Origin of the sequence: Actinosynnema sp. NPDC059797 (assembly GCF_042732085.1) — a bacterium.
Classification (GTDB): domain Bacteria; phylum Actinomycetota; class Actinomycetes; order Mycobacteriales; family Pseudonocardiaceae; genus Actinosynnema.
Genome location: NZ_JBHWIE010000031.1, coordinates 22,788 through 36,211 on the forward strand (window position 1 = coordinate 22,788; position 13,424 = coordinate 36,211).

Genomic DNA, 13,424 nt, shown 5'->3' on the forward strand with positions numbered 1-13,424 from the left:
GCCGACCCCCGGCCGCGTCCCGGGTCCAGGGGTCAGCCGGGGTCGCCCCGCCTCGTCGGCCCCGGTGCCCCGCCTCGTCAGTGCGCCGCGTCGTCCCAGGAGCGGCCCACGCCCACCGAGACCTCCAGCGGCACGGACAGCTCGTACGCGCTGCCCATGTGCGAGCGGACCAGCGCCTCCACCTGCTCGCGCTCCCCCTCGGCCACCTCCAGCACCAGCTCGTCGTGCACCTGGAGCAGCATCCGCGACCGCAGCCCGGAGTCCGCCAGCGCCCGGAACACGCCCAGCATCGCCACCTTGATGATGTCCGCCGCGCTGCCCTGGATCGGGGCGTTCAACGCCATCCGCTCCGCCATCTCGCGCCGCTGCCGGTTGTCGCTGTTCAGGTCCGGCAGGTAGCGGCGGCGGCCGAGGATGGTCTCGGTGTAGCCCTTCTTCCGGGCCTCCTCCACCACCGCGTTCAGGTAGTCCCGCACCCCGCCGAACCGGGCGAAGTACGCCTCCTTCTGCTCCCGCGCCTCCGCCGCCGAGATGCGCAGCTGCTGCGCCAGCCCGAACTCGGACAGCCCGTACGCCAGCCCGTAGGACATGGCCTTGACGCGGCGGCGGTGCTCGGGCGTCACCTCGGAGGTCGGCACCGAGAACGCGCGGGACGCCACGAACGTGTGCAGGTCCTCGCCGCTGCGGAACGCCTCGATCAGCCCCTCGTCCTCCGACAGGTGGGCCATGATCCGCATCTCGATCTGGCTGTAGTCCGCCGTCATCAGCTCGGCGTACCCGGGCCCGACCACGAACGCCTGGCGGATGCGCCTGCCCTCGTCCGTCCGGATCGGGATGTTCTGCAGGTTGGGGTCGGTGGACGACAGCCGCCCGGTCGCCGCGATCGTCTGGTGGAACGTGGTGTGGATGCGACCGTCGTCGGCCACCGCCTTGAGCAGGCCGTCGACCGTGGTCTTGAGCCTGGTCACGTCCCGGTGCGCGAGCAGGTGCTGGAGGAACGGGTGCTCGGTGGCCTCGAACAGGTTCTGCAACGCGTCCGCGTCGGTGGTGTAGCCGGTCTTGGTCTTCTTCGTCTTCGGCATGTTCAGCTCGTCGAACAGCACCACCTGGAGCTGCTTGGGCGAGCCGAGGTTGATCTCCCGGCCGATCACCGAGTACGCGTCCTGGGCCGCCTGCTTCACGCCCGCCGCGAAGTGCGCCTCCAGCGCCGCCAGGTGCTCGGCGTCGATCGCGATGCCGACCGCCTCGACTTCGTCGAGCACGTGCTCCAGCGGCAGCTCCAGCTCGGCCAGCAGCGACGCCTGGCCGGTGCGCTCCAGCTCGACGTCCAGCGCGTCGGCCAGCTCCGCCACCGCGAAGGCCCGCACGATCACACCCTGGGCGACCTTCTGCCGCTCCTCCTCCTCGTCGGCCAGCAGCGAGAGCTGGTTGTCGCCCGACTCCTCGGCGCGCAGCTCCCGCTTGAGGTAGCGCAGCGCGAGGTCGTCCAGGTTGAACGACCGCTGGCCCGGCCGCACCAGGTACGCCGCCAGCGCGGTGTCGCTGGTCACGCCGCGCAGCGACCAGCCGCGGGCGCGCAGCGCGCGCAGCGGCAGCTTCAGGTCGTGCGCGGCCTTGGGCGCCGACTCGTCGGCCAGCCACGCGGCCAGCGCGTTCTCGTCCTCCTCGGTCAGCGAGGCGACCTCGACGTACCCGCCCTCGCCGTCGGCCGCGGCCAGGGCCAGGCCCTCCAGCTCACCGCCCGGGGACCGGAACGCGACGCCGACCCGGCCGCCGCGCGCGTGCTCGGCCAGCCAGGACCCCAGCGCGCCGGCCGGCACCGCGCCGCCGCGCACCTCGAAGCCCTCCTCGGCCTCCGGCTCGGCGGTGGACAGCGTGGCGAACAGGCGGTCCCGCAGCACCCGGAACTCCAGCTCGTCGAACAGCCGGTGCACCGCGTCGCGGTCCCACGGCCGGACCTCCAGGTCGGCCGGGCCCGCGGGCAGCTCCACGTCCCGCACCAGCTCGGTGAGCTGCCGGTTCAGCACGATGTTGGACAGGTTGGCCCGCAGCGCGTCGCCCACCTTGCCGGGCACCTCGTCGACGTGGTCGATCAGCCCGTCGAGCGACCCGAACTGGTTGAGCAGCTTCACGATCGTCTTCGGGCCGACGCCGGGGGTGTTGGGCAGGTTGTCCGAGGAGTCGCCGCGCACCGCCGCGTAGTCGGCGTACAGCTGGGGCGGCACGCCCTGCTTCTCCAGCACCAGCTCCGGTGTGTAGCGGGCCAGCTCCGACACGCCCTTGACGGGGTACAGCACCGTCACCTGGTCGTTGACCAGTTGCAGCGCGTCGCGGTCGCCGGTGCTGATGAGGACGTGCCAGCCGAGCGCGGTCGACTGGGTGGTGAGCGTCGCGATGACGTCGTCGGCCTCGAAGCCCTCCTTGGTGAGCACCGGGATCCGGAGCGCGCCCAGCACGTCCTTGATCAGGTCGACCTGGCCGCGGAACTCGTCCGGGGTCTCGCTGCGGCCGGCCTTGTACTCCGCGTACGCCTCGGTGCGGAAGGTCTTGCGCGAGACGTCGAAGGCCACCGCGATGTGGGTGGGCCGCTCGTCGCGCAGCAGGTTGATCAGCATCGAGGTGAAGCCGTACACCGCGTTGGTGGTCTGACCGGTCGCGGTCTGGAAGTTCTCCTTGGGCAGCGCGAAGAACGCCCGGTAGGCCATCGAGTGGCCGTCGACCAGCAGCAGGCGGGAGGCTTCTGGAGTGCTCACGAGGCGAGTCTAGGGTGAGGGTACGACAGTCCCGCACCCCGTGGAGCAGACGCGTGAACACCTGTGGAGACCGCCCGTGACGACATCACCCGAGGACATCCCCGGCGCCGACCAGGCAGCCGCTCACGAGCAGCTGACCGACAAGCTCGGCATCGAGATCACCCGATGGGATGCCGATCGGCTGGTCGGGACGATGCCGGTGAAGGGCAACCGGCAGCCGTACGGGCTGCTGCACGGCGGCGCGAGCGCGGCGCTGGCCGAGACGCTGGGCTCGGTCGCGGCCGCCATGCACGCGGCGCCCGAGCGGATCGCCGTGGGCCTGGAGCTGTCCTGCACGCACCACCGCGGCGTCAAGGAGGGCGTCGTCACCGGTGTGTGCACGCCCGTGCACCGGGGTCGCAGCACCGCCACGTACGAGATCGTCATCACCGACGAGCAGGACCGCCGGGTGTGCACGGCGCGCCTGACGTGCTTCCTGAAGGAAGCCCCGAAGCGCTGAGACCCCCGGGAGGGTGACGTCCGGGGGTCGCGAGTGGTGAACTCGGGGGTCCTGGACGTACGACTCGCCGGTCCTGGACGTACGACTCGCGATGCCTGAGCGGAGGACACGCGATGCCCGGGTGGAGGACACGCGCGGTGGTGGTCGTGGTGGTGGGGGTGGTCGCCGGGTGTGGAGGTGGGGGGACCGAGGAGAACAGGGGGACGGAGCCGGGTGGGGGCGGCGCGGTGGTGACGTACCCGGTGCCGGCGGGGGCGGTGCGGCCCGACGAGGTGGTGCTGCGGGTGCCGACCACCTCGGACGGTGACACGGCGTTCACGCTGCTCGGGTTGACCACCGGGGTGCCCACGCTGATCGGCAGCCACGCCGAGTTCCACGCCGAGGGGCAGTTCGCGCGGGTCCGGATGAGCGTGGTCAACAACGGGCGCAGCAGCGTGTCCTTCGCCGCCCGCAGGCACGTGCTGCTCGACGACGCCGGCGGCGAGCACGCGGTGGACCAGCAGGCCATGCTGGTCAAGCGGCAGCCGGACGTGGTCGACCTGGGCGCGAACGTGCGCCTGGAGTACGACGTGTACTACGACATCCCCGCCGGCGCGGAGCCGCGGGCCCTGCGCGTGTACGGCGGGCCCACGCTGACCGACCTCAAGGACGCGACGGGCACCGAGATCCCGCTGGGCGGGTCGTAGCCGGGCGCCCGCCGGCCCGACCTGGTGGCCGGGCCGGCGGGGCGGCGGTGTTTCAGTGACCGCCGAGGTACGCCGCGCGCACCTGGGGGTCGTCCAGCAGCTCCGGACCGGGGGCGCTCTTGACCACCCGGCCGGTCTCCAGCACGTACGCGCGGTGGGAGAGCTTCAGCGCCTGCTGCGCGTTCTGCTCCACCAGCAGCACGGTCGTGCCGCGGGTGTTGATCTCCTTGATGATCTCGAAGATCTGCGCGATGAGCATGGGCGCGAGGCCCATCGACGGCTCGTCGAGCAGGAGCACCTTCGGCTTGGTCATCAGCGCCCGGCCGATGGCGATCATCTGCTGCTCGCCGCCGGACATGGTGCCGCCGAACTGGTTCTTGCGCTCCGCGAGCCGCGGGAACAGCTCGTACACCTCGGCCAGGTCGGCGCTCAGGTCGTCCGTGCGGGTGTAGGCGCCCATGAGCAGGTTCTCCTGCACCGTCATGCCGGGGAACACGCCCCGGCCCTCCGGCGACTGCCCGATGCCGATCCGCACCCGCTTGTGGCCGGGCATCCGGGAGATGTCCTCGCCGTTGAACAGGACCTTCCCGCTGCTCAGCGGGCGCAACCCGGAGATCGTCTTGAGCGTCGTCGTCTTGCCCGCGCCGTTGGCGCCGATGAGCGAGACGATCTCACCCTCGCTGACCTCCAGGCTGATGCCCTTGATCGCGGCGATCTTGCCGTAGTGGACGTGGATGTCCTTGATCTCAAGAAGCATCTTCGGACACCCCCAGGTACGCCTCGATGACCTTCGGGTCGTTCTGCACCTCGTGCGGCAGCCCTTCTGCGATCAGCTGGCCGAAGTCGAGCACCGCCACGCGGTCGCTGACGCCCATGACCAGGCTCATGTCGTGCTCGATCAGCAGCACGGTGCGGCCGCTGTCGCGGATCTTGCGGATCAGCGCCTGCAGCGACTCCTTCTCCGCCGGGTTCATGCCCGCGGCCGGCTCGTCGAGCAGCAGGAGCTTCGGGTCCGTGGCGAGGGCCCGAGCGATCTCCAGCCTGCGCTGGTCGCCGTAAGGCAGGTTCTTCGCGGTCTCGTGCATCCGCCCGGGGATGCCGACGAAGTCGAGCAGCTCCCGCGCCAGCTCGCGTCCGCGCTTCTCCTCCTTGCGGTGCCACGGCAGGTTCAGCGTCGCGCCGATCGCACCGGTCTTGTGGTGCGCGTCCGCGCCCACCATCACGTTCTCCAGGGCCGACATGTTGTGGAACAGCCGGATGTTCTGGAACGTGCGGGCGACGCCCATCTTGGTGATCTTGAACCGCTTGCTGCCGCTGATCTTGTCGCCCTTGAACAGGACCTGGCCCTCGGTCGGCGAGTACACGCCGGTGACCACGTTGAACACGGTGGTCTTGCCCGCGCCGTTCGGGCCGATCAGGGCGAAGATCTCGCCCTCGTTCACGGTGATCCTCGCCTCGCGCAGCGCGACCACGCCGCCGAAGCGCATCGTCACGTTGTCGAGCTGAAGGACGGGAGTGCTCACTTGGCCGCCTCCGTCGTCGAGACCTCGGTGTCCGGGCCCGGGACCTCGGCGCCCATGGTGCCCATGCCGCCGGTGCCCTCGTGCAGTTCGGCCTTGCGCCGCCGGGAGGGCAGCAGGCCCTCCGGCCGCAGGGCCATCATCAGCACCAGCACCGCGCCGAAGAGCAGGATGCGGTACTCGGCCGGGCTCTCGCCCAGCTTCTCCTCCAGCCACGCGGACTCGCGGAACCGCTCGGGCAGCCAGGCGATGATGAACGCGCCCAGCATCACGCCGGGCAGGTTGCCCGAACCGCCGAGCACGACCGCGGCGAGGATGGTCGCGGAGAGGATGAACGGGAAGGTGTTCGGCTCGATGAACACCGCCTTGCCCGCGTAGAGGCCACCCGCCAGGCCGCCGATCATGGCGCCGATGGCGAAGGCGAGCAGCTTGAACTTGAACGTGGGCACGCCCATCAGCTCGGCCGCGTCCTCGTCCTCGCGGATCGCGGCCCAGGCGCGGCCGACGCGGGACTTCTGCAACCGCACCGAGAAGATGATGACCAGCACGATCGCGATCACCATCAGGTAGTAGTACGGCGCGGGCAGGAGCTTGAACTCCACGACGCCCGGGATGTCGGTCGGGTGCGGGATGTTGGTGATGCCGCGCGCGCCGCCGATCTCGTCGGTGTTGTTCGCGGTGATGCGGACGATCTCACCGAACCCGAGCGTCACGATCGCCAGGTAGTCGCCCCGCAGGCGCAGCGTCGGCGCGCCGAGGATGACGCCGGACACCGCCGCCAGCAGGATGCCGAACACCACCGTGACCCAGTAGTTCCAGCCGTACTGGGTGCCGAAGTAGGCGACCGAGTACCCGCCGATGGCGAAGAACGCCACGAACCCGAGGTCGAGCAGGCCGGCCTGGCCGACCACGACGTTCAGGCCGACGGCCAGCAGGATGTAGGTGCCGATCGGGTAGATCAGCACCGTGGTCCAGTCCGCGCCCGGCGACATGAAGGAGCCGATCCAGGGGGCGGGCAGGACCAGCGCGAACGCGATCGCGCCGAGGTACACCAGGTACCGCTGCCAGGTCTTGGCGTGCTCCCACCAGTCGCGGGCGCCGTCGAACAGGGCGCCAACGCGCCTCAACGGATTCGAGTTGCCGGTCACTCCGTTGCCTTTCATGCGCGCGCTTTCTGAAGGGATTCGCCCAGGATGCCGGTCGGGCGGAACATCAGCACGACCACCAGGATGGTGAAGGCGATGACGTCCTTCCACTCCGAGCCCAGGAAGATCGCGCCCCAGTTCTCGATGAGGCCCAGCGCGATGCCGCCGAGCAGCGCGCCGCGCAGGTTGCCGATGCCGCCGAGGACCGCGGCGGTGAACGCCTTGATGCCGAGCACGAAGCCGATCCGGTAATCGGTGTTCTCGAACTCCATCAGGTACAGCGCGCCGGCCACGCCGGCCATCGCGCCGCCGAGGAGGAACGTGACCCGGACGATGTTGTCGATGCTGACACCCATCAGCACGGCGGACTCGGGGTCCTGCGCCGTGGCGCGGATGCCGCGGCCGATCTTGGTCCGGTTCACCAGGCGGTCCAGCGCGATCATCATGATGACCGCCGCGACGACCACGATGATGTGGTCCATGCGCACCGCCGCGTTGCCGATGCTGAACACCGTGTCGCGGTCCACGATGCGCGGCGCGGACTGCTGGTTGCGGCCGGGCTTGCCGGTCAACCAGGGGATGATGACCAGCGCGAACAGTTCCTGGAGGAACAGCGACGCGCCGATCGCCGAGATCAGGGCGGTGAGCCGGGTCGCGCCCTTCTTGCGCAGCGGCCGGTAGGCCACCAGCTCCAGCAGCATCGCGGCGCCACCGGATACGGCGGCCGAGATCACGATGATCAACAACATCATGCCGAACAGCGCGAACCCGGTCAGCGGCGCCGAGGGGGCGATGGCCGTGATCGTCACGAGCGACGCGAACGTGCCGATCATGAAGATCTCGGAGTGCGCGAAGTTGATCAGACGCAGCACGCCGTAGACCATGGTGTAGCCGAGGGCGATCAGCGCGTAGATGGAGCCGAACACCAGTCCGCCCACCGTACTGGGTAGGAACTGGTTGAAGAAATCATCCATGACAGCTTTGCCTCACGAGACGGGCGGGGGGAGAAACTTCGCCATAGTGGTGGGGAGCGGGAGCCGTCGTTCCCACGACGCTCCCGCTCCCCAGCTCAGCTTGCTTGCCTGATTCCGTCTCGGGGATCAGCCTTCGAGCTTGGCCGACTCGGCCGGGCCGAGCAGCTTGAGGACCCCGTCCTTGACCTGGTAGACGAAGATGGAGTTGTTCTCCGGCTCGCCGTTGGCCTTGAACTTGATGGGCTTGGAGACGCCCTCGAAGCTGACCGTCTTCAGGAACTCGTTGATCTTCTCGGAGGTGGTGTTGCCCGCCTCGACGGCCTTGATGAAGGCGGTCGCGGCGTCGTAGCCCTCGGTCGAGTAGATCGCCGGGTCGGCGTTGGCGGCCTTCTTGTAGTTGTCGAAGAACGTCTTCAGCGGACCGGTCACGTCCGGCGACGGGATGTTGCACGGGCAGGCGAGGACGGCGCCCTCGGCGGCCTGGGTGCCCGCGCCGCTGACCAGCTGCTGGTCGAGCGAGCCGTCACCGGAGGCGAACGTGGCGGTCACGCCGCCGTCGCGCAGCTGCTTGAGCAGGCGGCCGGCCTGGGCGTAGTAGCCGCCGAAGACGATCACGTCGGGGTTCGACGCCGCGACCTTGGTGACGGTCGAGGAGTAGTCGGACGCGTCCTTGGCGAACTTGTCGCGCTCGACGGTCACGCCCTTGCCCTCGAAGGACTTGGCGACCGCGTCCGCCAGGCCGACCGAGTACTCCTGGTCGTCGGACAGGACGAACGCCTTCTTCGGGCTCTTGGCCGTGACCAGGAACTCCGCGATGCCGGGGCCCTGGTCGTCGTCGTTGGCCACGACGCGGTGCCAGTAGGTCCAGCCGTTGGTGGCCAGGCCCGGGTTGGTGGCGGAGGGCGACACGCTGGGGATCTTGTTCTCCTCCAGCTGCGCACCGATGGCCTTCGACTCACCGGAGAACGCGGGGCCGATGAGGCCCACGATCTTGTCCTGGCCGATGGCCTGCGTGATCAGCGAGGTCGCCTGGTCGGGCTTGCCCTGGCTGTCGTACTCCTCCAACTCGATCTTGACCGCGGGGTTCTTGGCGTTGTACTCCGCGATGGCCATCTTCGCCCCGTTGAAGGGCGGGATCACGATCGCGGAGTTCTCACCGGTGAGGTCACCCATGAACCCGATCTTGACCGTCGAGGCGTCACCGCCCGCATCGCCGCCGCCTCCGCCGCCGGCGCAAGCCGCGAGCACCAGCGACGAAGCCGCCGCCAGCGCCAGAACTCGGCCGAGTCGTGCTCCTGACACCGGAATACCTCCCATGACACCAACCAGCCCGCCGGTAGGCGGAGCCCTCACACGAGGGCGTGGGTTAGGGCAGGAACGTAGCTTCAGATGAGTTCCCTGAACAGGTGGTCTTCCTGCTCTGTGTCCACATCGTGACGGTAGTCACCGGAATTGCCACACAGTTAACAATCTTAAATCCAGCTCAAATCGCCGCAGGTCACGGTGCCAATGCGGGCAGTGACCAATCAATCAACCCCGCCACCCGTCCGATATGCGAACGGGTAACGGGGTGCGTAAGAGGTGCGGTGCGGAACTCAGCCGAAGTTTTCGATGACGGCTTCCGCGACGGCCTTCATGGTGGTGCGGCGGTCCATGGCGGTGCGCTGCACCCAGCGGAAGGCCTCGGGCTCGCTCAGGCCCTGCTTGGTCATCAGCAGGCCCTTGGCGCGCTCGACGACCTTGCGGGTCTCCAGCCGCTCGGTGAGCCCGGCGACCTCGTTCTCCAGGGCGGTGAGCTCGGCGAACCGGCTCATGGCCAGCTCGATCGCGGGCACCAGGTCGCGCTTGGCGAACGGCTTGACCAGGTAGGCCATCGCACCGGCGTCACGGGCGCGCTCCACCAGCTCGCGCTGGCTGAAGGCGGTGAGGATGACCACGGGCGCGATGCGCTGGCCGGCGATCGCGGAGGCGGCCTCGATGCCGTCGACCTTCGGCATCTTCACGTCCATGATGACCAGGTCGGGGCGCAGCTCGGTGGCGAGCGTCACGGCCTCGTCGCCGTCCGCGGCCTGACCAGCGACCTCGTAACCCTCCTCGCGCAGCATCTCGACCAGGTCGAGGCGGATGAGGGCTTCGTCCTCGGCCACGAGCACGCGCCGGGGCGTGACCTCGGGCTGGGCCTCGGCAGCCTGCTGGGTCACCGGGGTCCTCCTGACACTCTGGCGGCGGGCCGGCGCGAACGCGCCGGGTGAAAGCGCAGTCTACCGGCGGCCGGTCCCGCGCCGACGACCTCCGGCCGTGATCACGGCCACCGAGCGCGACTGCGTCGGATCGGACGCGCGCCGATCGGCTGAACGCGCCCGGTGGTCGCCCTTCGGGACCCATTCGAGGACGACCACCGGCAACGGTTTACCGCTATCGGCGGACCACCGGTCGGGAAACTCAGCCGACCACGTGGGGCGGTTCCCACCAGCCCGTCACGCCCCGCGGCCACTCCATCGCGGCCAGCGCGGGCTCGTTCGCCGGGTTCGGCGGCTCGACCTCGCGCAGGAACACGTCGTACCACCCGGTGGAGACGCCCAGCTCACCCGGGCCGCCGGGGGTCTCGACCGCCTCGGGCAGGCCGAACACCGGGTGCAGCAGCCGGTCGGCGACCCGCGTCACGCCCAGGCCCTCGGGCCACTCCACCCACCACTGGCCGCCCCGGCCCGCGACCCGGACCCACGGCGCGTCCGCGAACAGGTGGTAGCGGCGGAGCACCAGGCTGCCCGCGCCGGTCGGGTGCGGCGTCTCGTCCAGGTGGTCGCGCTCGGCGGCGGTGAGCGGGCCGTCGACGAAGTCGCCGCGCAGCTCGCGGCCCTCCATCAGGTTGCGCACGTACCGCAGGCCCGCGGCCCACGCCCGGTCGTCCACGCCAGCGAGGCGCGCGACCGCGTCGAGGCCGATCAGCCGCAGCTCCACCGAGCGCGGGTGGCGCGTGACGCGCAGGCCGGGCACGCCCGCCACCCAGTCGCCGTCCCGGCGGGGCAGCAGCTCGTAGAGCAGCGGGCCCAGGGCGTGCTCGGTGAGGTGCAGGCGCGGCTGCGGGAGCGGTTCCACGGTGCGGAACGCGTGCGCCGGGCGCAACATGCTCGCGGGCGGCCGGAGCTGGAGGTGGGAGGCCGCGTCCAGGCCGGCGCGCAGCAGCACGCACTCCAGGGTGCGCTGGTCGTGCCCCTCGGCGTCGGGCAGGAACGGGCCGCGCGCGTCGGCCCGGCCGCGCAGGGCCTCCACCACGCGCTCGCGCCCGTCGCGGGACAGGCCGCGCAGGACGGCCTTGACGGCCGGGGTGGCCTGGGAGGGGTTCTCGCCGGTGTAGGACCGGCGGAGGTCGACGAGCTGTTCGGTCAACGACGTCCGTGCCACGGCAGTCCTCGCTCCCGCCGCCCGGCCCGGCGTGACAAGGACGCGATCGCGCGTCGGTCGACGGTGTGCTGAGGTGTTGCCCCGGGCAGGGGTGCCCGCACCCCGCGGCGGATTCGCGCCACCCTGTTGCCGGGGGGTGGCTCCAGCCTCACGTCTGCCCGTACACGCCGTCGCCGACGATAGCAGGGGGCGGACGGCCGGGGGGACGACCGGAGTGGACGACCGGCGGGTGGACGACCGGCGGGCGCGCCCGCGGGGACCCGCCCCGGCGGGTCGCGCGGCGTGTTCCGCCGAATCCGCCGTGCGGCGTTGCCCGGCCGGCCCGTCGTCCCTAGCGTCTGCCGGGTGGCGAGCGGGGCGGAGCGGTTGCTGGAGGTGTTGGCCGCGCACGGGGTCGAGGTCGTGTTCGGGCTGCCCGGCGCGCACAACCTGGACCTGTGGGAGGCGCTGCGCGGGTCGGGCATCCGGCTGGTCGGCGTGCGCCACGAGCAGACCGCCGTCTACGCCGCCGACGGCTACGCCCGCGCCACCGGCCGGCTCGGCGTCGCCCTGGTCACCACCGGTCCGGGCGCGGCGAACTGCCTGGGCGCGACCGGCGAGGCGTTCGCGTCCGGCACGCCGCTGCTGGTCGTGGCCACCGACATCCCCTCCACCCTGCGCCGCCCCGGCGAGTACCGCGGCGTGCTGCACGAGACGCGCGACCAGCGGGCCATGTTCCTGCCGGTGGTCAAGGGCGGGTGGACGCTGCGCGCGGCCGACTCGATCGGCACGTACGCCGACAGCGCCGCGCTGCTCGCCACCTCCGCCCCGCGCGGACCGGTCTACCTGGGCGTGCCCACCGACTTCCTCTCCGCCGACGCGGGCGGGTGGAGCCGCATCCCGGCCCGCGTGCCCGCGGCGCCCGACGTCACCGCCGGGGTCGACCTGGTCGCCGCCGCCCGGCGCCCGCTGATCTGGGCGGGCGGCGGCGCGGCGCGGGCGGGCGCGGGCGAGGCCGTCGCGGCGCTCTCCGAGCGGATCGGCGCGCCGGTCGTGACCACCTACGGCGCGCGCGGCCTGGTCGACCACCCGCACGTCGTGCACGGCCCCGTGCACCTGCCGGAGGTGGGCGCGCTGTGGGACGAGGCCGACCTGGTCATCGGCGTCGGCAGCGACTTCGACGGCATGATGACCCAGAACTGGCTCCAGCCCGCTCCCCCGGCGCTGGTGAGCGTCAACGTCGAGACCGTCCGCAACTACACCCCCGACGTCACGCTGCGGGGTGACGCCCGCGCGGTGGTGGCCGCGCTGGTGGACGCCGTGCCCGCGCGACCGGACAGCGGCCTGGCCCAGCGCGTCGCCGAGCTGAACGGCCTGGTGCGCAAGGCCGTGGAGGCCGACGAGCCGGGCGCCGTGCCGCTGCTGGACGCCCTGGAGGGCCACCGGGTCGTGGTGGACATGTGCGTGGCGGGCTACTGGGTCGGCGGGTTCGGCCGGTTCACCCGGCCCCGCGAGCTGGCCTACCCGGTCGGCTGGGGCACGCTCGGGTTCGGCTTCCCCGCCTCCCTCGGCGCGGCGCTGGCCGGGCGCGTGGTGGCGGTGTGCGGCGACGGCGGGTTCCTGTTCGCGTGCGGCGACCTGGCCACCGCCGCGCAGGAGCGCCTGCCCGTGACCGTGGTGCTGGTGGACGACGGCGGCTACGGGATGCTGCGCCACGACCAGGTGTCGTGCGGGCGGGAGCCGTTCGGGGTGGACCTCGCCAACCCGGACTTCGTGGCGCTGGCGCGCAGCTTCGGCGTGGAGGCGTCCGCCGTGGACGGTTTCGGCGCGGCGTTCCGCGACCGGCTCGCCGACTACACCCGGCGCGACGGGCCGAACGTGCTCGTGGTCCGTGCGCGGCTCAAGCCGCCCCCGACCACCTCGCCCCGCTGGTACCGTAAGGTTCGAACATGAGTTCGAGCGAACGCACCTGGCCCGCTCCCGACGCGCACGACGAGCTGCGGCTGCTCACCGAGTTCCTCACCTTCCTGCGGCTGACCGCGGTGTCCAAGGTCGAGGGCCTGGGCCTCGAGGACGCCTCCCGCGCGCCGATCCCCACCTCCCCGGTGGTGACGCCGCTGGGCGTGCTGCGCCACCTGACCGCCGTGGAGCGCTGGTGGCTGTCCATCGAGGCGGGCGGCTCCGACGCGCCGTCGCTGTGGGGCGAGGACGCGGACGCGTCCTGGCTGCTGCGCGAGGACGACACGGTCGAGTCCGTGATCGCCGAGTACCGCGCCGAGTGGGAGCGCTCCGCCGAGTCGCTGCGCGGCCTGGGCCCGGACGACCGCACGCGCGCCGACTTCCGGGGCAACGGGCGCACGGTCCGCTGGGTCCTCGCGCACCTCGTGCAGGAGACCGGCAGGCACGTCGGCCACCTCGACCTGCTGCGCGAGCTGGCGGACGGGCGGAAGGGCGAGTAACCCC

At 71.4% G+C, this 13,424-nt stretch carries 12 protein-coding genes; 4 read left to right on the forward strand and 8 right to left on the reverse strand.

Annotation, left to right across the window (positions count from 1 at the left end; genetic code table 11):
• Positions 1-77 precede the first annotated feature (77 nt).
• Positions 78-2,753: a DNA polymerase I gene (gene polA, locus ACFV4N_RS11685; protein WP_499672448.1), complete on the reverse strand. Its 2,676-nt coding sequence runs from the start codon at positions 2,751-2,753 to the stop codon at positions 78-80.
• Positions 2,754-2,829: 76 nt separating this feature from the next.
• On the opposite strand from polA, the gene ACFV4N_RS11690 reads away from it, so the two are divergent.
• Positions 2,830-3,252, forward strand: coding sequence for a hotdog fold thioesterase (locus ACFV4N_RS11690; RefSeq protein ID WP_499672449.1), 423 nt, complete (start codon positions 2,830-2,832; stop codon positions 3,250-3,252).
• 113 nt (positions 3,253-3,365) lie between these two features.
• A complete protein-coding gene (locus ACFV4N_RS11695; RefSeq protein ID WP_499672450.1) occupies positions 3,366-3,938 on the forward strand; it encodes a DUF4352 domain-containing protein in 573 nt (190 codons plus the stop codon).
• Positions 3,939-3,990: 52 nt separating this feature from the next.
• Here ACFV4N_RS11695 and ACFV4N_RS11700 read toward each other — a convergent pair whose 3' ends face one another.
• From ACFV4N_RS11700 to ACFV4N_RS11730, 7 genes are all read right to left on the reverse strand, one after another.
• On the reverse strand, positions 3,991-4,695 hold the full coding sequence (locus ACFV4N_RS11700; protein ID WP_499672451.1) for an ABC transporter ATP-binding protein: 705 nt from the start codon (positions 4,693-4,695) through the stop codon (positions 3,991-3,993).
• Positions 4,685-5,425, reverse strand: a complete 741-nt coding sequence (locus tag ACFV4N_RS11705) for an ABC transporter ATP-binding protein (protein ID WP_499672473.1) — start codon at positions 5,423-5,425, stop codon at positions 4,685-4,687. Before ACFV4N_RS11705 ends, ACFV4N_RS11700 begins: the two co-directional genes overlap by 11 nt.
• Positions 5,426-5,457: 32 nt before the next feature.
• Positions 5,458-6,621: a branched-chain amino acid ABC transporter permease gene (locus ACFV4N_RS11710; protein WP_499672452.1), complete on the reverse strand. Its 1,164-nt coding sequence runs from the start codon at positions 6,619-6,621 to the stop codon at positions 5,458-5,460.
• A complete protein-coding gene (locus tag ACFV4N_RS11715) occupies positions 6,618-7,577 on the reverse strand; it encodes a branched-chain amino acid ABC transporter permease (protein WP_499672453.1) in 960 nt (319 codons plus the stop codon). Before ACFV4N_RS11715 ends, ACFV4N_RS11710 begins: the two co-directional genes overlap by 4 nt.
• A 126-nt stretch (positions 7,578-7,703) precedes the next feature.
• The gene (locus ACFV4N_RS11720) at positions 7,704-8,879 is read right to left on the reverse strand and encodes a branched-chain amino acid ABC transporter substrate-binding protein (RefSeq protein ID WP_499672454.1); all 1,176 of its coding nucleotides are present in this window, start codon (positions 8,877-8,879) and stop codon (positions 7,704-7,706) included.
• Positions 8,880-9,172: 293 nt separating this feature from the next.
• Positions 9,173-9,778 carry an ANTAR domain-containing response regulator gene (locus ACFV4N_RS11725; protein WP_380634048.1) on the reverse strand — a complete coding sequence of 202 codons (606 nt, stop codon included), beginning with the start codon at positions 9,776-9,778 and terminating at the stop codon, positions 9,173-9,175.
• Between the two features lie 241 nt (positions 9,779-10,019).
• Positions 10,020-10,982 (reverse strand): hypothetical protein, encoded by a 963-nt coding sequence (locus ACFV4N_RS11730; protein WP_499672455.1) that lies wholly within the window; start codon positions 10,980-10,982, stop codon positions 10,020-10,022.
• A 345-nt stretch (positions 10,983-11,327) separates the two neighbouring features.
• Between ACFV4N_RS11730 and ACFV4N_RS11735 the strand changes: the two genes are divergently transcribed.
• The gene (locus tag ACFV4N_RS11735; RefSeq protein WP_499672456.1) at positions 11,328-12,914 is read left to right on the forward strand and encodes a thiamine pyrophosphate-binding protein; all 1,587 of its coding nucleotides are present in this window, start codon (positions 11,328-11,330) and stop codon (positions 12,912-12,914) included.
• The gene (locus ACFV4N_RS11740; protein WP_499672457.1) at positions 12,911-13,420 is read left to right on the forward strand and encodes a DinB family protein; all 510 of its coding nucleotides are present in this window, start codon (positions 12,911-12,913) and stop codon (positions 13,418-13,420) included. The genes ACFV4N_RS11735 and ACFV4N_RS11740 overlap by 4 nt, the downstream gene beginning before the upstream one ends.
• The last annotated feature ends 4 nt before the right edge of the window (positions 13,421-13,424 follow it).

What these genes read in the sequence shown, in the direction of transcription:
- ACFV4N_RS11695 (WP_499672450.1), top strand. Translation starts at nt 3,366, where the DNA reads ATGCCCGGGTGGAGGACACGCGCGGTGGTGGTCGTGGTGGTGGGGGTG.
- ACFV4N_RS11700 (WP_499672451.1), bottom strand. Translation starts at nt 4,695, where the DNA reads ATGCTTCTTGAGATCAAGGACATCCACGTCCACTACGGCAAGATCGCC.
- ACFV4N_RS11705 (WP_499672473.1), bottom strand. Translation starts at nt 5,425, where the DNA reads ATGCGCTTCGGCGGCGTGGTCGCGCTGCGCGAGGCGAGGATCACCGTG.
- ACFV4N_RS11710 (WP_499672452.1), bottom strand. Translation starts at nt 6,621, where the DNA reads ATGAAAGGCAACGGAGTGACCGGCAACTCGAATCCGTTGAGGCGCGTT.
- ACFV4N_RS11715 (WP_499672453.1), bottom strand. Translation starts at nt 7,577, where the DNA reads ATGGATGATTTCTTCAACCAGTTCCTACCCAGTACGGTGGGCGGACTG.
- ACFV4N_RS11740 (WP_499672457.1), top strand. Translation starts at nt 12,911, where the DNA reads ATGAGTTCGAGCGAACGCACCTGGCCCGCTCCCGACGCGCACGACGAG.